Genomic DNA, 18,310 nt, shown 5'->3' with positions numbered 1-18,310 from the left:
ATTAAAAAAAGCACCTAATCTCTAGGTGCTTTTTTGCTCATTCGCTCATGATTTAATGAATCGTTAAGTCATGAGTTGCTATCTATTGTTTTACTGCCAACCAACGCTGTTTTTATTCGTGTATCACGTCGTCAACGAGCATTTGATTATCTTATTATAGAATAGCTAAAAAGAGTACAGCTTAAACAAAGCGGCTTAGTTTAAACGCTCTTTTAGGTTTTTACCGGCTTTAAAGCTTGGTACTTTGCTTGCTGGAATGCTAAGTTCTTCACCAGTCTTAGGGTTACGGCCAGTACGCGCTTTACGGTCTTTTACGCTAAAAGTACCAAAACCAACCAATGAGATGCTGTCGCCAGCTTCTAGCGCTTCACCAACACTTTCCATTACTGCATTCAAAGCTTCGCCAGCTTGAGTTTTATTTAGACCACTTTTTTCGGCGATACTATCAATTAATTCTGACTTATTCATAAAATTTCCTTCAAGTTTTAGGGGGTAAAAAACGCTCACGCCAAGTATTGTATCGCTCTCAGAGTACTTAAGCAATAAAAACCACTGGCCTCACGCATAAACAGGTTTCGCTTTGTTAACGCCTTTATATCAAGGCAGCATAAGGAGCGCAAGCGATTTTACATATTTTTGTGCACTCTACTACGTATTTGACACTCAATGTTACTTAAAACTGCTGCAAATTTTCTATTAAATCGCTACTTTAGCTTATAGAATTTAACGAAATAAAGCACCTATCAAATAAAGCACCTATCTTTGTATTGGCTCTTTTATGCATTTTGCCTTTATAACCTAAATACTCAAATATGATGCAGGTGCCAAAACTCAGTTTTTATACTAACAAGCAAAATTAAAAACTAAAGCATAAACTTGGATCGAAAAACGGCTGCCAAGCCCAACTAATGCATTACCAGTCATAAATTTTGGTGTCTTTATAGATGAGCAAATTATAAGGTAGTGACTGACCAACTGACAGAAACGTGCGTTACTTTTTATACTAAAGGCGTTACTATAAGCGCGATTGCATTGTACATTTTGGGTTGATTTTGATATTTGTTTGTCCTTTTATCTTTAACTTAAACAATAAAAACGGATTATTTACATGAAGCGTTCTACGTTGTCTCACTCTTTTCTTAATATCATATTGGTGTTTATCGAGTCGGCGCTGACCCTGCTGTTACGTTTAGACCCAGAACTCCGTAAAGCCGCTTATCCACTCGCTAAGCAAGAGACGGTCGTCGCGCTTAGGTTATACTTGCCTCATGTAGAGGTTTTCGCTACCTTTACTACCAAAGGGGTGTTATTAGACGATAGATTGCCTATCGGCCGTAGTGAGCCTGACGTTATTATCAACGCTTATAGCGTTCAGGTGATTAACGCCATCATCACCCACGATACTGAGTCGACTGAAAAGCTGCAAATGCGCGGTGAGGCGGTGCAAGTACAGCTGGTCAAGCAGTTTATTATGCAGCTTGGTTTTGGTAGCTTAATTCAAGGGCTGATTAAAAAGATTAAGGGCGGTAAAAGTAAGACCAAACCTACTGAAGCCGAAATGGCAGAAAAAAAGGAGAGTTATAAGCTGCGTATTAAGGAGCAGCAAACTCAAATCAACACCTTGACCATTAAAAACCGTGAACTTGAAACCACGGTTAAAGAACTGCAAAGCAAGCAGAAGACCTTTATCATTATCGCAATTATTTTTGCGGTAATCGCTATCGCTGCCATTATTGCTTTATTTATCATGACCTAATGCCTTACTAACTGCAGTGATAACGTGTTTTTAAAGTTATTTTTCTAACCTTGTATCGCGTTTAATAGGATGTAGGCTTGTTAAGCGCTCTTGCATCCCTTCTGTAATTCATATCCTGCGCGTTCGCGTATTTATTCTCTTTTAAGCCTTAATATTTCCTATCATTGTTTTTATCAATGATAGGAATAAGTCGCACTCACCATTCAACCACACTTTAATCTTGACTAAATTACTCGGGATTGAGTATAATTACCCCATCGTTGCACACATCGGGTAAACCATCTGCTGTTTAATAGCGACAAGACACCACTTAGTCGATAGATGATTTTCCTAAATAGAAGCGCAAGTACGGCGAGTTACTAACCGTCAGCGGCCAATAAGTCGATTATAAATCTATTAAATCTATAAAGAACCTATTGATAACCATGCACTTTTGGAATACGACAAGACTAAGTTCGTTGTTAAATAAACTTTTTATAAAAAGGATTGGAGATAACACATGCGTTTGACTACTCGAGGCAGATACGCCGTGACCGCTTTACTTGATTTGGCTTTGCAAACCAGCCAACAAGACAGCGCCGTCTCTTTATCTGACATTGCTAAGCGGCAATCGATATCTATCTCTTATCTTGAACAGTTATTTTCCAAGCTTCGTAAGCGCGGTTTGGTCACCAGTATCCGCGGCGCGGCAGGCGGTTATCATTTAGCCAAGCCGCTTGATCAGATTGATGTGATGAGCATCATTTCTGCCGTCGATGAATCTGTCGATGCGATGCAGTGCGGCGGACGCGGTGATTGTCAAAGTGGTACAATGTGCCTAACGCATGATTTATGGTGCGCTTTATCAAATCATGTCGAACAATACTTGAAAAATATAACATTAGCGCAATTATTAGACATGGAACACGTGCAGTCAGTCTCAGACCGTCAGCACCTCTCTTTTCCAAAAGAAACTTCTATGAAAGACATCAATACTATTACCCTATCGACCAGCGAGGCAAACCCAGCATGAGCCAACATAACAACCTTATATACTTAGATTATGCCGCCACTACGCCAGTTGCTAAGTCAGTCGCTGCCAAGATGAGCGAATATCTGACAGTAGACGGCATCTTTGGTAACCCAGCATCACGCTCACATGGCTATGGCTGGCAAGCAGAAGAAGCGGTAGAAACGGCTCGTCAGCAAGTCGCTGAAGTGATTCATGCGGATCCACGCGAAATCGTCTTTACCTCGGGCGCGACAGAATCAGATAACCTAGCTATTAAAGGTGCGGCACATTTTTATCAGTCGCGCGGCAAGCACATCATTACCAGTAAAATTGAGCATAAAGCGGTATTAGATACTTGCCGTGAGCTTGAACAAGAAGGTTTTGAGATTACTTACCTTGAGCCACAAGCTGGTACGGGCTTGATTTTGCCAGAGCAAGTGCAAGAAGCACTACGTGATGATACGATTTTAGTGTCATTGATGATGGTTAATAATGAGCTTGGTACCATTACCGATGTTGCCGCGATTGGTGAGATCACTCGAAAAGCAGGCGTTGTGTTCCATGTCGATGGTGCGCAGTCTGTTGGTAAAATACCTGTTAATCTTGAAGAGATGAAAATTGACTTGATGAGTTTTTCAGGTCATAAAGCGTATGGCCCTAAAGGTATCGGTGCGCTATTTGTTCGCCGTAAACCTCGTATTCGCCTAAAAGCTGAGCAGCATGGTGGTGGTCATGAGCGCGGTATGCGTTCAGGTACTTTGCCGACGCACCAAATTGTTGGGCTAGGTGCGGCATTTGCATTGGCCAATGAGCGTTATGAAGAAGACCATGCTCATGTGGCAAAGCTGCGCCAAAAACTGTGGGACGGTCTACAAGATATTGAAGAGATTTATCTAAACGGTGATTTAGAGAACAGCGTGCCTAACATCATTAACATCAGCTTTAACTTTGTTGAAGGCGAGTCACTGATGATGTCGCTAAAAGACTTGGCGGTTTCATCAGGTTCAGCCTGTACTTCAGCGACGCTTGAGCCATCGTATGTATTGCGCGCCATCGGTCGCCCAGATGAGTTGGCCCATAGTTCAATCCGCTTTAGCTTTGGTCGTTATACCACCGAAGAAGATATCGATACCGTGGTAAAACAGATGCATGAAGCGGTAGACAAATTACGCGCCCTATCGCCACTTTGGGATATGTATCAAGAAGGCGTTGATTTAGACTCGGTAGAATGGTCTGAGCATTAATATTTATTCATAAAATTTTAATAGTAAAAAGGTTTAATGGTTATCAGGTATAAGCATTAAACCAAATAATTCATCAGACAATTATAAATAGCATTTTTATAATATGTGTTTGACCCCAATTATCGATGAGTAGACAGACATTTAAACTTAATAAGTGAGTTATTTGGAAAGTTACTTATATAACTTAACATTTAAGTGGCTACTCATCATCTAACTAGGAGAAAACCCCATGGCCTATAGTGACCAAGTTATTGATCATTACGAAAACCCACGCAACGTCGGCAATCTTGACAAAAATGCCAAAAACGTTGGTACGGGTATGGTTGGCGCCCCAGCCTGTGGCGATGTGATGCGCCTACAAATCCAAGTCGATGACAACGGTATCATCGAAGATGCACGCTTTAAAACCTATGGCTGCGGTTCAGCGATTGCTTCAAGCTCGCTTGTCACCGAGTGGCTAAAAGGCAAAAGCTTGGACCAAGCTGGCGAGATCAAAAATATGGATATCGCTGAAGAATTGGCATTACCACCGGTAAAAGTGCATTGCTCAGTCCTTGCAGAAGACGCCATTAAAGCCGCCATTAGCGACTATAAAGGTAAGCATGGTACAGCTGCGGCAGTAACAGAAGAAGCAACCAGCTAAATTTATATAAAGCCTTGCGCTTATTTATATAATAGGCGCAAGTAGCGAATTTGAAAACAAACATGAGTAATACGACGTTAGAAGCTACTAACGCCCCTAAGGTGACAATAACGCTCATGTAATTGTCACCTTTTATTTATTTTTAACGCTTTATTGGCAGTGGTGTTGATAAAAACGCTTTTGCCGCAATTATTATCTCAATTATTGATAGTCAATGGGAGTTGGCATGATTGAAATGACAGAACGCGCCGCTCAGCATGTTCAAGACTTTTTGGACAATCGCGGTAAAGGTGAAGGCATTCGAGTAGGCATTCGTACAGCGGGCTGCTCAGGCTTGGCTTACGTGCTAGAGTTTGTTGACACGCCTGACGAAAACGACACCCGTTATGAAAGCCGTGGCGTCAATATTTTTATTGATCCTAAAAGCTTGGTTTATTTAGATGGCTTAGTAATGGATTATGAAAAAGAAGGTCTCAATGAAGGCTTTAAATTCACCAATCCCAATCAAAAAGGTGAATGTGGCTGCGGTGAATCGTTTACCGTCTAAAGCTCTAAACCAAAGCGCGCTAAACGATTGATATACGAGCGCTTAGCACCTAAAACCTGAGTTAGCGCTTAGATACTGAGTAAGTACTGAACTTTAAAAGACCAGTATTTAAAACAGACAGTAAACAAAACAGTGCATAAGTAAAAGCAAGTCTTCACAAGAATAAATAAAAACAAAGGTAGACGCTATGACAGACATCACGCCAGACGCACAGTTTGATAACTTCTTTGCTCTTTTTGAGCAACCTGTACAGTTTGCGGTCAACCAAGAGCGCCTTGATCAACAGCTGCGTCTGCTACAAAAACGTTATCATCCGGACAATCTTGTCGCTGATAGCAAAAATGTAGCGGATAGCGCACAAGCTAGGCAGCAATCAGAGCAAGCTTCTGCGCTGATTAACCAAGCTTATCAAACGTTAAGAGACCCTGACAGTCGCGCCAGCTATTTGTTAGATATCGCTGGGCAAGCGCAAAACTTAGAGCATTCTATTGCCGACTTGGACTTCTTAGAAGATGCGATGCAAATGCGTATGGATTTGGACGATGCGATTGAAGGCAAAGAGCTTGCCGTGCTAAAGCAACTAAATCCGCAGATTACCGTGCGTCTAAATAAACAATCTGAGCGTTTTGATAGTGCTTATCAGAGCCAAGATTGGCAAACGGCGATTGATGCCACGCAAAAATTAAAATTTTTGGTGAAATTAGATGCCGATGTTACTACGGGGCTTGATGAAGTCGCTTCTGCTGAGCATTTAGATGACGATGATTTATATGTTTAACGTCATACTAATTCATTTGAATTGTTTAACTTCGCGGGTAACAAGCCTATATGTAGCTAAGGTTAAAATAACCACTACTATGCCGTATAATTGTAAACATTAAATACTAGTCAACCATATATTGTATTTGTACCATTTCTCTTAATTCATTTTATCTTTGAGTTTTCTTATGTCTTTATTGCAAATTGCCGAACCCAATCAAAGTGCCCAACCTCACCAGCATCGTTTTGGCCTAGGAATTGACCTTGGTACGACGCGCTCATTGGTCGCTGTGGTACGCTCAGGCAAGGCGCAAGTTTTGCAAGCCGATACAACGACCGATACTTTGTTGCCGTCGGTGGTCTACTATCCAAGTGCTGGCAAGCCTTTAGTTGGCTATGATGCCCTTACCCATTTAGCAGATGATCCAAAAAATACCATCGTCTCGGCTAAGCGCTTTATGGGCCGTAGTCAAGCCGATATTAAATTCTCCCATCCCTATGAGTTAAGTGGCAGCGAAGATGCCATGCCAGCTTTTGTGACGGCGCAAGGTGAAGTCTCTCCTGTTGAAGTGTCAGCGCGTATTTTAGCCGCGCTAGAGCAACGTGCCGCAAGCGCTTTGCCAGATGACAGCATACAAGGTGCGGTGATTACTGTGCCCGCCTATTTTGATGAAGCGCAGCGTCAAGCCACCAAAGATGCCGCACAAGCTGCTGGTATTAACGTTTTGCGTTTATTAAATGAGCCAACCGCGGCCGCCGTTGCCTACGGTCTTGATCAGCCTAACACTGACAAGAGTGAAAACTACTACCTCATCTATGATTTAGGCGGTGGCACCTTTGATGTGTCTATATTAAAGCTTAGCGATGGCGTATTCGAAGTATTAGCGACGGGCGGCAATAGTGCGCTTGGCGGTGATGATATCGATCGCTTATTGACCAATTGGCTGATTAAGCAGTTAAATATTGACCCTAAAGACGTGAGCCTGCACGACAAATCCATACTTGCTCAGCAAGCAAAAAGCTATAAACAAGCATTGACCGATGCTGAGCAAGTCGATATCGACATTGTTGTCAATGAGCGCTCTTTTCGAGGTGTGTTACGCCGCGACGATTTGATAACAATTGCAGAGCCTGTCAGTCGCCGTACATTAAGCGTCTGCGAGCAAGTGCTACGTGATGCTAAGTTGTCTGCCGCCGATTTAGATGAAGTCATTTTGGTTGGTGGCTCGACACGTATGCCTGCGATTCAACAAGTAGTCGCAAATTTTTTTGCAAGAGAGCCACTTTGCCGCTTAAATCCAGATGAAGTCGTGGCCTTAGGCGCTGCCCAAACCGCACACCAATTGGTCAATGGTGACAGTGATAACAGCTTATTACTGCTTGATGTGACGCCATTATCGCTTGGTCTTGAAACTATGGGCGGCTTAGTTGAAGTCCTAATACCGCGTAACACCCCCATTCCAGTTAAGAAACGCCAAGTCTTTACCACTTATCAAGATGGTCAGACGGGCATGGTCATTCACGTGGTACAAGGCGAGCGTGAGACAGTCGAGAACTGCCGTTCACTTGGGCGCTTTGAGCTATACGGCATTCCGCCTATGAAAGCAGGCTTTGCGCGTATTGAAGTGACCTTTAGTATTGATGCCAATGGCCAGCTGACCGTCAGTGCGCAAGAAACAACCACTAAGACCGAAAGTAAAATTGAGATTGTGCCTTCTTATGGTTTGTCTGATGAGCAAAAAGAGCAATTATTGATCGCAGGCTTTAAATACGCGGAAGAAGACAAAAATGCGCGCTCTTTAATCGAGACCAAAGTAGAAGCGGAACGTGAGTTACTGGCGCTACAGTCGGCGCTTAATGAGTTTTCTGCTTTAATCTCATCTGAAGATCAGCAGTCATTAACCGAAAGCATGCAAGCCCTACAAACGGCGCTTAGCACGGATGATTTAGCCGTTATCGAAGACGCACAAGCCAAACTCAAACCACATAGTGATGCTTTTGCGGCGCGTATTATGAATCAAAGCGTAAAAGCCAGCATGTCAGGCACCAGTGCGCAAGATTGGTAGCAAATACCATGTATACGCTATGCGCTTAAGACACTCACTTAGCAACTGTACTAGGTTGACCCTTTTTATTTTTTAATTGATTAGCAGCGGACAAACAACTTATGCCAAAAATTACAATATTACCTCATCATGAAATCTGCCCAGAAGGCACCGAAGTCGAGCTAGAATCGGGCAAAAACTTATGTAAAGCGCTACTTGAAAAAGGCATCAAGATTGAACATGCTTGTGAGATGTCAAAAGCCTGTACCACTTGCCATGTCGTGGTACGTAAAGGCTTTAACACCTTAGATGAGATGGACGATATCGAAGCGGATTTATTGGACCGCGCGTGGGGTCTGGAGCCTGATTCACGCCTATCGTGCCAAGTGATGCTTGAAGATGACGATTTAACGATTGAGATTCCTAAATACACCTTAAACCATGCGAAAGAAAATCATTAAATAATAAAGCTGAACCATGAAATGAAACTAAAAAATCCAGTTATGATAAATAACTGGATTTTTATTTTTATAAATACTTTCAAGTCGCAATCAATCTGTACCTAATTATGACTGATATTTTCCTGCTTACTTTCTGCTACTATCTCAAGCAGCGCTGCTTGCTCTTCTTGCTCGATACGGGCAAGGGCTAGATTCAAGCGATTTCTGATATCTTGATAGTCATTATTTTGCATGTCTTTAAAGTTCAAATGCAAATTAAAACCAGGTAGCGTATGATCCACCCATTTTGACAACTGACCTTTATTTTCATCGGGGTCGCGTACTTGCCACGCGCTTACCTTATTATCAAAACCTTTGAGCTGAAAAGCACCGACATATTCACAGTCATAATCATGCGAAATATAGTCATGGGTACTTTCGCTAATAAATATCTGGCCTTTACCCGCGACTGCCTCAAGCCTTGACGCAAGGTTGGCCTCTTTACCAATCAGCGTATAGCTCAAACGGTTATTACTGCCAAAATTGCCGACGTGACAGTAGCCAGTGGCAATACCAATACGAATATACAAACCCTCGAAACCGAGCAGCCGCCATTTTTGCCGTAAAGTGCGCATTTCACGGCGCATATCTATCGCCATTGCCACACAATCGAGCGCATCTTGGCGCGGCCCTCGACTGTTCGGCTCGCCAAAAAAGCACACCATCCCATCGCCGATAAACTTATCCAACACCGCGCCGTGCTTATTGGCGATTAACGTCATACAGTGCATATAGGTATTTAGAATGTCCGCCAAATTGTCAGCGCTCAAACTATCGGACAATTCTGTAAAGCCGACAATATCTGAAAACATCATCGTCAGCTTGGCACGTTTATTTTCGACGCTAACGGGACTGTCAGATTTAACGATTGGTTCCCAAACTTGCGGCGGTACAAAGCGCGTCAGTTTATTAATGACAGAAACCATGGTATTTAAACGTCCAGCCGCTTGCCGCGCTCGCGCTTTATAATCTACATAATCACGATAAACATGGCGAAAATGGCACAGTATCACAATCATACTGGCCAATAACACCGCAGGGGTAACAAAGCTGTCGTGACAGTCCATCTCAGTACTATTTAAAGTCACACTGACGTAATAAAAGACAATGACCGTCACTACTGATGCAGCGAGAAGTTTAAGATGGTTTTCAGGGCTACTAAGAATAATTCGCATACCGATGAGCGCTGCTAGACTGAGCGAAATCACTGCACAAAACTGTATCGAACCTATGACCGCTGAAGATAAAATAATAACAATGTTAGACGTCCAAAAACTGGCTGGCCAGCGATAGTTATAGATTAAAATCAGCAAACTCGGCAGACAAACCACGACAGCGAGCGCCATCGACGTCGGACTAAAGTTGTAATGTATTGCGAGCAATATAACCGTTAGTATTAAAACAAAAATTTCTGGATAATCAAATCGATAGGCATTGCTATTACTACCACCCTGTACAGGAATCTTTGGGCTTGTGGTTTCAAAAAATACCATAGTCAAGGTTCGCTTAAAGGAAAACTGTCGAAGGTTTGAATAAAAATTAAAGCGGATTTTCTATCAACATATGTTTTTGCGCAGTCTTTAGATTAATAAGTACTTAGGTTAATAAGCTTTCAGGTTGCTAAGCCCTTAACTTAGCAAGTAAATACATTAATAAGTAAAACGCTTTATCAACACTTGATAATATAAGTAGATAGGAAATCTACCTATTATACGGCTTTAATGCCTTCTTACCTAGGACACTGGTAAGTAAAAGCATACCACTTGTCGCTTATTAGCCATAAAAAGCAGTGTAAAGCTCATGATTAATAAAAACTATTTGCATTAAAAACGACTTGAGTTAATAACCATGACAAAGACAAAAAAGCCAGATAACATCTATCTGACTTTTGTGAAGTGAAAAATAAATATAAGCCCATACTCAACAACTATTTGAATAAGGTAATTATTGCACACTAAAACTATTAGAAACGCCTGAATAAGGCTTAATTTTATGCGTCCAACTGCTCTTCTAGTCGCCTTGATGGGTCAATCGATAAGTGCCTGCTGGGGTGTCCTTAGCTATTCGCCAATCAATGATGGCTTTACTATAAGCCGCTCCTTCGCGCTGCCACGTATAAGTGGTATCAAAATCACTATCACTCAGATAATGGACCCATTTACCATTGTCAAGACGCTGCACTTTTAAGAAACTGTCTTCGGTACGTAGATTATTTTTGGGATGAGCACCGCGGAATACTGCCGTAGCAATGTCACCCTTTTGATAACTGGTTTTAGGCTGAGTGAGGGTTTGTCCCCAAGTTTGTTTTAAAGGCTTATCGTCGAAGACCACCCCTGGCCTGGCCGCTCATTAAAGGATTTGCCTGAGCGATCAGGCGGTGTGGCGCTGTCATAGACTTCTATACCATCACGCAGCGCTTCAGCCAGCCGCGTGTATTCTTGGATATAAGCAGCGATTTGATATGGACCATACTCAGTAGACGCGCCTTCGTAACGCTGAGTAGCAAATTCTTCGCGCGTGCTCAAATAGCCGCTATAGTTATTCGCCAAACCATTAATAATAACGGTATCAACCCCCGAGTCTTGTAGTTGAGCAAGCACGGCAGCGCGCATCCGGCGTCCAACCATGGTCGTCGGCTCGGCAGGGATGGCAACGAGAGTGATATTACCGATACGCATCAGTTGCACCGGCTGCTGAGTATTAATCCAGCCCCAGCTTCAGCTTCCCGTTGGCAATAAGACTTGTTTTTCCGCCTGACAATCATCTTGGCTGACGGTTGATACTATACCAAACGCGCCGCGCGTTAAACTGCCCAAAAACGATTGATCGACTTTATTGATATCGTCATTGATACGGAAATTTTCTCGGGTCATGCCCTCATACATACCAGGTATGTTCGAGGGGCCATTCTCCCCGCCAGCGGCAAACGAGTAACCACGAGCTGGCATACATAAGACTTTATTGCCTGCGCCATTGGTGAATTTACCATCGACCTGATAGCCCTTTAAGTCAATCCAGCGCGCGCGTACGTCCACGAGCCCAATAACCGGCATGCCTTGATGCCAAAGCTCAACCGCTTTATCCAGCTGCATCTGCCCATCCCGTCTGACATTTTCCCACTCGTTATCACTACCCTGAAAGCCCGGTTTAGAATTGGCATTACAACCTGCCGCCAGCATATCGCCTTCATCAGCATTGGCAAAAGCTGCGACAAACGGCTTGTCTGATGCTCCGCCAAAAATCTTTTCCGCGCCGCGCTGAGTAAAGCCTTTGTTATCAGCACTTAGGTGCATAAATTTATTACTAAAACTCGTTGGATGCAGCGCAAACCAATTGATCAGACCCACTGGGGTGCCATCGGCGTCATTAAGACGCAGCTGGGTCATGGTTTCATTGACATTACTATCAAAATCTTTGACGTCGTTATTATTGTTATAGGCAAAATCCGAGCGATTGACTGTCGCACCCTTTAGCTCGCCTTGCGCCAAAGATAGCGTCCCTGGCGTCAAGGTAGCGTGAGCGCGTTTAATTGAGGTGACAATACCATTGACGATAGCATTGAAGTTTTGGCTGCTATAGCCTGCTAGCGTGTCATCGGTACTGGCAATTTGATACAGCTGCTGATGTGAGTAGCCGGCGTTACCCCCATGGGTGTGAGTGGCGGTGAGCATGACATTGTCATCGTTATATAAGTCACCATAATCCGCTTTTAGACGTTTAATGACCTCAAGTTTTACCGCGGTAAACATCGCGCCCATATCTGCTGATACATAGACGACGCGTTTGCCCGTATTTTTGTCCGCTTCGCCGATAATAAAAGCATAAGAGTACAAACGGTCGTTGATACCTTGTACCACCTACCCCGCCGCATAACCAAACATGCCAGTTTCGGCAGCAGCTCCGGTGATATCTGCCTTACCACTACCAACGAGATACTGACTTGTCGGCATCGCTCGCATAGACATAGCAGAAGCGCTACGATTTAACGTGACAGAGCTGTCCGCTGCGGCAGTAGCGTTTTCGCTAATGGTTGGCCTCGAATCGGACAAGGCTGCCACAGATTGTATGGATGCCGACTGTGTTGAAGCAGACTCCGTTGAATCCGTCTCACATGCCGTTAGGTTCAATACAGTGGTACAAATAGAGATGAGTAACATAAAAGGTCGTAATAGTGGAGGTGCGATAGAGGAAGTAGCCATTTGTTATCCTTAACATAGAGTAAAATCTTCAACTGAAGTATCTCAGTCTAAGATTAAATATCCCGCAACCTGTGATGCGCGCTTAATCAATGATAACTATTGATATTGATAACTACCAATGTACATCAATCCACGAAAACGACTGCGAGTACATAAGTTGGCTATATCCATTTAACCAACCCACTCTCTAATATAACGATTAACAAACAAATGTAAAATATTTTATAGCAACCAAACCTTCAATTGCCCTTAAAAACCACTTTACTATGATTTTACTTTGAGCATACTTACTTAAATAAGATGGCTTAGATAAAACGACTTAAATAAAAAGTACTAAAGTCACATTTATCAACCATTATCTAAAGCTTAACTACATTTGCCAATCGAACGGCATTTGGTGATGACCACGCAGCGCCATCATCAGCGTTTGCTGCATTTGCGCCAACACTTCTTTGGTATAAGGAACGGCAGGAATGCCCCATACTGGATTTGGCCATTGCATATCGTTTTGATAGCGGACGATATGATGAAAATGTAGCTGCGGTACTTGATTACCGAGGGCAGCGACATTCATTTTATCTGCTTGGAAAGTCTTAGCAAGTTGGCTTGATAACCAGCTCGACTCACGCAAAAACTGCGCTTGGTCTGCCTCAGATAGCTCGTACAATTCTTTGATACCTGATACCCGCGGTACCAATATTAACCATGGAAACTGACAATCATTGATTAAACGACAGGTTGATAATGGGAAATCACCCACTAAAAAACTGTCGGCTGCAAGTTTATGATGAAGTTGGAACATAATGACGGTTCTCTTGTTATGACGCTCAAATAAAAGGAATTAAAATACAGAAAAGCAGAACTGAGTTTACTGAAATATAATACGCTTAAAACATTATGCTTAAAGAAACAGCAGGCTAAATATAAGATGTCGCTATTTTATCAGTTATCCAAGCGATAAAATAGCGCCGTGACTGATTGTCTTAAGGTATAGAGTTTGCTGTACTTAAACGATTTCGTAAATGTGCTTAGTTTAACGATATAAACAAACAAAGCTAGGCAGACTCTGTCACTGTATGCTCGCTAAAATAGCGCAACAGTTCTTGAATGACGCTGACACGCTGCTGCGGCGTTGCCAGCTTATTGGCATCCTGATAGCGTATACCAGATGCGCCATTCATACGATAGCGCCGACCGTCTTTTTGAATCAGCTGAATAATCGCTAAAGCATCGACTGGCGTATCAGGCGCAAATTCCAGTGTTAGGCTGCTGCTATTGGCATCAATCTTATTAATCTTTAAGGGTTCAGCTTGTATACGCAGTCCATGAATAGCAAATAATTGCTTAGTCTGGTCGGGTAATGTCCCAAAACGGTCAATCATTTCAGTACGGATATCGGTCAAGGCTTCTTTATCATCAGCATTACTAATACGTTTGTAAAACAATAAACGCTGATGCACATCGTGCAAATATTCTTCTGGTATTAGCGCTGAGCTGTGCAAATTGATTTCACTGGTCAATGACAGCGGCGTACTCAAATCTGGCTCTTTACCGGCTTTAATCGCCTTGGTTGCGCGCTCAAGCATATCCATATATAAGCTAAAGCCAATCGCTTGCATGTTACCGCTTTGCTGTTTACCAAGGATTTCACCCGCGCCGCGAATCTCCAAGTCTTCGCTTGCCAGCATAAAGCCTGCACCCAACGTATTGGCGCGTTCAATCGCGTGCAGACGGCGTTTGGCATCGCCTTTAAGCCCTTTGATAGAAGGTACGAGCAAATAACAATAGGCTTGATGATGACTACGACCAACGCGACCTCGCAGCTGATGCAATTGCGCCAAGCCAAACTTATCGGCGCGCTCAATGATAATAGTATTGGCATTGGGTACATCAATACCGGTTTCGATAATGGTCGAGCATATCAGCACGTTGAACTTTTTATGATAAAACTGCTGCATCACTTGCTCAAGTTGGCGCTCTTGCATTTGCCCATGCGCCACCCCTACTCGTGCTTCAGGCACCAGTTCACGGACGGTCTCTGCCATACGCTCAATACTGGCGACATCATTATGCAATAGATAAACCTGTCCGCCACGTAGTAGCTCACGCAAGATGGCTTCTTTTAATAAGGCATCGGTCTTTTGCATGACAAAGGTTTTAATCGCCAGACGACGTGCAGGCGGGGTGGCAATAATCGACATATCACGCATCCCTGAGAGCGCCATATTAAGCGTTCTAGGGATTGGAGTCGCGGTCATTGACATACTATCGACGTCGGTCTGAATCGCCTTGATACGCTCTTTATGGCGTACGCCAAAACGATGTTCTTCATCGACAATCATTAAACCCAAATTAGAGAACTTCACATCAGGTTGCAGAAGTTTATGCGTACCGATAACAATATCGACCTTGCCCGCTGCGAGGTCTGTTAACACCGTATCTTGATGCTTTTTACCACCAAAGCGTGACAAGGTTTCGATACGTACCGGCCAATCAGCGAAACGGTCACGGAAATTGTCTTCATGCTGACCGGCGAGCAAGGTTGTCGGCACCAACACCGCCACTTGATAACCGGCACTCACCGCAATGAACGCCGCACGCATAGCGACTTCTGTTTTACCAAAACCGACATCACCGCAAATAAGACGATCCATCGGCTGGTTCTGCCGCATGTCTTCCATGACTGCATGAATGGCATTGGCTTGATCCGGCGTTTCTTCAAAGGCAAATTGACTGGCAAATAACTCATACTGTGATGGGTCGATTTTAAAATGAATACCGACTTTCGCTTCGCGCCGTGCTTGCATATTAAGCAGTTCGGCCGCCACGTCATGGATTTGCTCAAGCGCCTTTTGCTTGGCTTTATCCCATTTACCGCTGCCAATTTTATGTAATGGCGCAAGCGCTGGATCTCCGCCACTATAGCGATTAATCATTTGTAAATTGGCAACCGGTACATAGATACTGGCGTCATCAGCGTACTTTAGGTGGATAAACTCTTGCTCACCATCGCCGACATCGAGCGTAATCAGGCCATTGTAACGCCCAATACCATGCTCGATATGCACCACTGGACTGCCTTCGGTGATTTCGGTGACGCTTTTAACCAAGAACTCTTCTGATACCCCACTTTGCCGGCGACGACGCGTTTGCAGCACTTGCCGGCCAAATAATTGCGTCTCACTAATCACCACCAAGCGCTCAGGGACGTAAACGCCGCGTTCAATAGGCGCAATGGTCAATCCGACTTGCGGTAACTTATTACTATTATTCTTCGATTTATCCGCTGCTAAAAATGCCTCAAAGCTATCATAAGCTTTAATATCTATTTTGCCTTTAAACAGTTCAATCAGAATTTCACGCCGTCCCGCCGTTTCTGCCACAATTAATACAGGTGTTGCTGTTTGCGCTTGCAACTCTAAAAACGCTAACAGTTCGCTAAGGGGTTCGGCTTTTTGATGATTGACTGATAGTTGTGGCGGCTCTTGCGCACTTAGCGTCACTAGCCCCTGTTTTTTTGGCGTCAGCGATAGTTGCTCAGACGCTAAGGTTGCGTCATCGTTATCAATGCTGTCGATCGCAGCGACATCAGTCATGGTCGCAAGCTCATTACGCGCACTCAATATCACTCGCGGATAATGATTAAGATGCTCGTTTAGACTATTTGATAGTAGATACAACAATTCAGGCGCAACGATAGGCTTGTCGATATCGTGACGGCGCTCTTCATAACGGCGCTGAATTTGTGACCAATAATCTGCCTGCTTTTCGTTAATCAGCTCATCCGTGATAAACAGCGCATCGCTTGGCAAATAGGAAAACAAACTACTTTCTGCCATCCAATCCTTTAAATCAAAAAACAGTGGCTGATAATACTCAAGTCCGCTACTGGCAATACCTGCCATGACATCTTTATGCAGCTCAGATTTGCGGCTACTGGCATTGGGGAACATAGCAGCAAAGTTGGTGCGGAACGTCTCCCGCCCTTCGTCAAGCGGAAACTCTTTAGCTGGTAATATTTGGAATTGCTTAATGGGCTTTGAGATATCTGGCAGTTTATGCAGCAGCGATAGCGACTCTTTGCCCATGCTGCTATCGTTGCCACTCATCATGGTTTTGAGGTCATCAACGGTCAATGTGCGCTGGGTCTGCGGATTAAAAAAGCGAATGGTCTCAATTTCATCGTCGAATAAATCTAGGCGTAGCGGAAATGGCTGACCCATGGCAAAGATATCAATGATACTACCACGTACGGCAAATTCGCCCGGCTCAAAGACGTTCTCAACCGCGCGGTAACCCGCCTTTGCCAATAGTTCGCGCTGAGTATTGATATCAAATCGATCACCGACGCTCAAATCAAAATGCTGCCCTATCAACCAGCTTGGCGGTGCGACACGGTGCATTAATGCCTGTACCGATATTAACAACACCCCTGACGTTGGCATATCCGTTAACAGATTAATACGTTCGCTAACGATATCTTGATGCGGAGACAGCTCATCATAGGTCAGCGTTTCCCAATCAGGGAACACATAAGCATCGACGCCGCAAAATGCCAACTCCGTCTCTATCTGGTTAAGCTGATTTTGGTCACGCGTCACCACAACCTTTAGACGGTCAGCCACATCCCATAGCGGCGTTTGTACCAGACTTGCGAGCCACAAGCTACTGACTGCTCCATGCACAGGCGCCAGCCAACGCCGCTCGGCATTCTGGATAGGAAATAACTGCTGGTTAATAGGGTCAAAGGCGTCGGTCAAAGCAGTGATAGACATAAAGGATAGGGTCAACGTTAAGAGTCAGAAAGCTATTATACGAATATTTGCGCAATTACCAAAATTTATGCCGTAACGGTTTGTCACTTAGCCTTGTTATGAAAAAACCAAAAACTAAACAATTGAAAAAACGCATATTCATCTATAACGACAAGCTACTTAAATAAAAAAACCTCAACGATTAAGCTGAGGTTTTAGAGTTATAATCATAAAGCTACTGTTAAAGTATAAGCTGTTTTTAAATTAATGGTTTTTCGCTCGCGATAATGCCGTTATTATCGGCGTAAACAAACATACCTGAGTTTAACGTTAAATCACCAAAGCGGATTTCAATATCGGTTTGACCTTCATCGCGGCGATTTGATTTGCGCGGGATGCAGCCAAGCGCCATGACGCCGATATCCATTTGCGCCATATCATCTACATCACGCACGCAGCCATATACCACCACCCCTGCCCAGCCATTATCAATCGCTGATTGCGCAATCATATCGCCGAGCAACGCGCAGCGCATTGAACCGCCACCGTCAACGACCAAGACTTTGCCATTGCCGTCTTTATCTTTGCCATCGCTGTTTAATAAAGATTTTACGCGGCTATTATCTTCAAAGCATTTTACTGTCACGATTTCACCGCAAAATCTGTCTTTACCGCCAAAGCTATAAAATGATTTGCCTTCGATATTGGGCAGGCATACTTGCGACTCAGGATTGGCATCTAATAAATCACAAGTGACAAAGTTGTCTTTATTCATCGTGGTTGTTTCTGCTGTATCTGACATCGTGACGCTCCTTGTTAAGTTAAATAGTTGAATTATCGATGGTGTATCAAAAAGTATGCTGGGGTAATAA

General features: G+C 43.6%; 15 protein-coding genes and 1 pseudogene. 8 read left to right on the top strand and 8 right to left on the bottom strand.

The genetic code is table 11. The features are described 5' to 3' along the window. Nucleotides 1–195: 195 nt before the first annotated feature. On the bottom strand, nucleotides 196–507 hold the full coding sequence (locus tag IQ457_RS07030; protein ID WP_223808465.1) for an HU family DNA-binding protein: 312 nt from the start codon (nucleotides 505–507) through the stop codon (nucleotides 196–198). A gap of 601 nt (nucleotides 508–1,108) precedes the next feature. Between IQ457_RS07030 and IQ457_RS07025 the strand changes: the two genes are divergently transcribed. The 8 genes from IQ457_RS07025 to fdx all read left to right on the top strand — a co-directional run bounded on the left by IQ457_RS07025 (nucleotide 1,109) and on the right by fdx (nucleotide 8,446). Further along, nucleotides 1,109–1,756, top strand: coding sequence for a hypothetical protein (locus IQ457_RS07025; protein ID WP_200662609.1), 648 nt, complete (start codon nucleotides 1,109–1,111; stop codon nucleotides 1,754–1,756). Nucleotides 1,757–2,255: 499 nt separating this feature from the next. After that, entirely contained in the window at nucleotides 2,256–2,768 is a 513-nt protein-coding gene (locus tag IQ457_RS07020; protein WP_200662608.1) for an Rrf2 family transcriptional regulator, read from the top strand. Then, complete coding sequence (locus tag IQ457_RS07015; RefSeq protein WP_068404481.1) at nucleotides 2,765–3,991, top strand: IscS subfamily cysteine desulfurase; 1,227 nt, start codon at nucleotides 2,765–2,767, stop codon at nucleotides 3,989–3,991. Before IQ457_RS07020 ends, IQ457_RS07015 begins: the two co-directional genes overlap by 4 nt. Nucleotides 3,992–4,220: 229 nt before the next feature. After that, on the top strand, nucleotides 4,221–4,634 hold the full coding sequence (gene iscU, locus IQ457_RS07010) for a Fe-S cluster assembly scaffold IscU (RefSeq protein WP_068404483.1): 414 nt from the start codon (nucleotides 4,221–4,223) through the stop codon (nucleotides 4,632–4,634). Nucleotides 4,635–4,860: 226 nt separating this feature from the next. Beyond that, nucleotides 4,861–5,181 carry an iron-sulfur cluster assembly protein IscA gene (iscA, locus tag IQ457_RS07005; protein ID WP_068404485.1) on the top strand — a complete coding sequence of 107 codons (321 nt, stop codon included), beginning with the start codon at nucleotides 4,861–4,863 and terminating at the stop codon, nucleotides 5,179–5,181. A gap of 187 nt (nucleotides 5,182–5,368) precedes the next feature. Further along, nucleotides 5,369–5,959, top strand: coding sequence for a Fe-S protein assembly co-chaperone HscB (hscB, locus tag IQ457_RS07000; protein ID WP_200662607.1), 591 nt, complete (start codon nucleotides 5,369–5,371; stop codon nucleotides 5,957–5,959). Between the two features lie 169 nt (nucleotides 5,960–6,128). Beyond that, entirely contained in the window at nucleotides 6,129–8,006 is a 1,878-nt protein-coding gene (hscA, locus tag IQ457_RS06995; RefSeq protein WP_200662606.1) for a Fe-S protein assembly chaperone HscA, read from the top strand. A gap of 101 nt (nucleotides 8,007–8,107) precedes the next feature. Beyond that, nucleotides 8,108–8,446: an ISC system 2Fe-2S type ferredoxin gene (gene fdx / locus IQ457_RS06990; RefSeq protein WP_200662605.1), complete on the top strand. Its 339-nt coding sequence runs from the start codon at nucleotides 8,108–8,110 to the stop codon at nucleotides 8,444–8,446. A 101-nt stretch (nucleotides 8,447–8,547) separates the two neighbouring features. On the opposite strand, the gene IQ457_RS06985 is transcribed toward fdx, so the two are convergent. The 7 genes and pseudogenes from IQ457_RS06985 to rraA all read right to left on the bottom strand — a co-directional run bounded on the left by IQ457_RS06985 (nucleotide 8,548) and on the right by rraA (nucleotide 18,240). Continuing rightward, nucleotides 8,548–9,978, bottom strand: a complete 1,431-nt coding sequence (locus IQ457_RS06985) for an adenylate/guanylate cyclase domain-containing protein (protein ID WP_200662604.1) — start codon at nucleotides 9,976–9,978, stop codon at nucleotides 8,548–8,550. Between the two features lie 517 nt (nucleotides 9,979–10,495). Continuing rightward, complete coding sequence (locus tag IQ457_RS13580; RefSeq protein WP_342343309.1) at nucleotides 10,496–10,816, bottom strand: neutral/alkaline non-lysosomal ceramidase C-terminal domain-containing protein; 321 nt, start codon at nucleotides 10,814–10,816, stop codon at nucleotides 10,496–10,498. Beyond that, nucleotides 10,792–12,342, bottom strand: a pseudogene (locus IQ457_RS06980) (neutral/alkaline non-lysosomal ceramidase N-terminal domain-containing protein). Before IQ457_RS06980 ends, IQ457_RS13580 begins: the two are co-directional and overlap by 25 nt. Continuing rightward, nucleotides 12,343–12,684 (bottom strand): hypothetical protein, encoded by a 342-nt coding sequence (locus tag IQ457_RS13575; protein WP_242465383.1) that lies wholly within the window; start codon nucleotides 12,682–12,684, stop codon nucleotides 12,343–12,345. It lies immediately after the preceding pseudogene. 370 nt (nucleotides 12,685–13,054) lie between these two features. Beyond that, the gene (locus IQ457_RS06975; RefSeq protein WP_144296506.1) at nucleotides 13,055–13,486 is read right to left on the bottom strand and encodes an HIT domain-containing protein; all 432 of its coding nucleotides are present in this window, start codon (nucleotides 13,484–13,486) and stop codon (nucleotides 13,055–13,057) included. Nucleotides 13,487–13,739: 253 nt separating this feature from the next. Next, the gene (gene mfd, locus IQ457_RS06970) at nucleotides 13,740–17,459 is read right to left on the bottom strand and encodes a transcription-repair coupling factor (protein ID WP_200662603.1); all 3,720 of its coding nucleotides are present in this window, start codon (nucleotides 17,457–17,459) and stop codon (nucleotides 13,740–13,742) included. Between the two features lie 238 nt (nucleotides 17,460–17,697). Beyond that, on the bottom strand, nucleotides 17,698–18,240 hold the full coding sequence (gene rraA, locus IQ457_RS06965) for a ribonuclease E activity regulator RraA (protein WP_082894266.1): 543 nt from the start codon (nucleotides 18,238–18,240) through the stop codon (nucleotides 17,698–17,700). Between the last annotated feature and the right edge of the window lie 70 nt (nucleotides 18,241–18,310).

The organism is Psychrobacter sp. M9-54-1 (genome assembly GCF_016613355.1).
GTDB lineage: Bacteria > Pseudomonadota > Gammaproteobacteria > Pseudomonadales > Moraxellaceae > Psychrobacter > Psychrobacter faecalis.
This window is presented reverse-complemented; position numbering and strand designations above follow the sequence as displayed.

Excerpts from the sequence above, each read along its gene's own strand:
- hscB (WP_200662607.1), top strand. The coding sequence starts at position 5,369 with ATGACAGACATCACGCCAGACGCACAGTTTGATAACTTCTTTGCTCTT.
- mfd (WP_200662603.1), bottom strand. The coding sequence starts at position 17,459 with ATGTCTATCACTGCTTTGACCGACGCCTTTGACCCTATTAACCAGCAG.
- IQ457_RS06985 (WP_200662604.1), bottom strand. The coding sequence starts at position 9,978 with ATGGTATTTTTTGAAACCACAAGCCCAAAGATTCCTGTACAGGGTGGT.
- IQ457_RS07020 (WP_200662608.1), top strand. The coding sequence starts at position 2,256 with ATGCGTTTGACTACTCGAGGCAGATACGCCGTGACCGCTTTACTTGAT.
- IQ457_RS06975 (WP_144296506.1), bottom strand. The coding sequence starts at position 13,486 with ATGTTCCAACTTCATCATAAACTTGCAGCCGACAGTTTTTTAGTGGGT.
- rraA (WP_082894266.1), bottom strand. The coding sequence starts at position 18,240 with ATGTCAGATACAGCAGAAACAACCACGATGAATAAAGACAACTTTGTC.
- iscA (WP_068404485.1), top strand. The coding sequence starts at position 4,861 with ATGATTGAAATGACAGAACGCGCCGCTCAGCATGTTCAAGACTTTTTG.
- fdx (WP_200662605.1), top strand. The coding sequence starts at position 8,108 with ATGCCAAAAATTACAATATTACCTCATCATGAAATCTGCCCAGAAGGC.
- hscA (WP_200662606.1), top strand. The coding sequence starts at position 6,129 with ATGTCTTTATTGCAAATTGCCGAACCCAATCAAAGTGCCCAACCTCAC.
- iscU (WP_068404483.1), top strand. The coding sequence starts at position 4,221 with ATGGCCTATAGTGACCAAGTTATTGATCATTACGAAAACCCACGCAAC.
- IQ457_RS07025 (WP_200662609.1), top strand. The coding sequence starts at position 1,109 with ATGAAGCGTTCTACGTTGTCTCACTCTTTTCTTAATATCATATTGGTG.
- IQ457_RS07015 (WP_068404481.1), top strand. The coding sequence starts at position 2,765 with ATGAGCCAACATAACAACCTTATATACTTAGATTATGCCGCCACTACG.
- IQ457_RS13575 (WP_242465383.1), bottom strand. The coding sequence starts at position 12,684 with ATGGCTACTTCCTCTATCGCACCTCCACTATTACGACCTTTTATGTTA.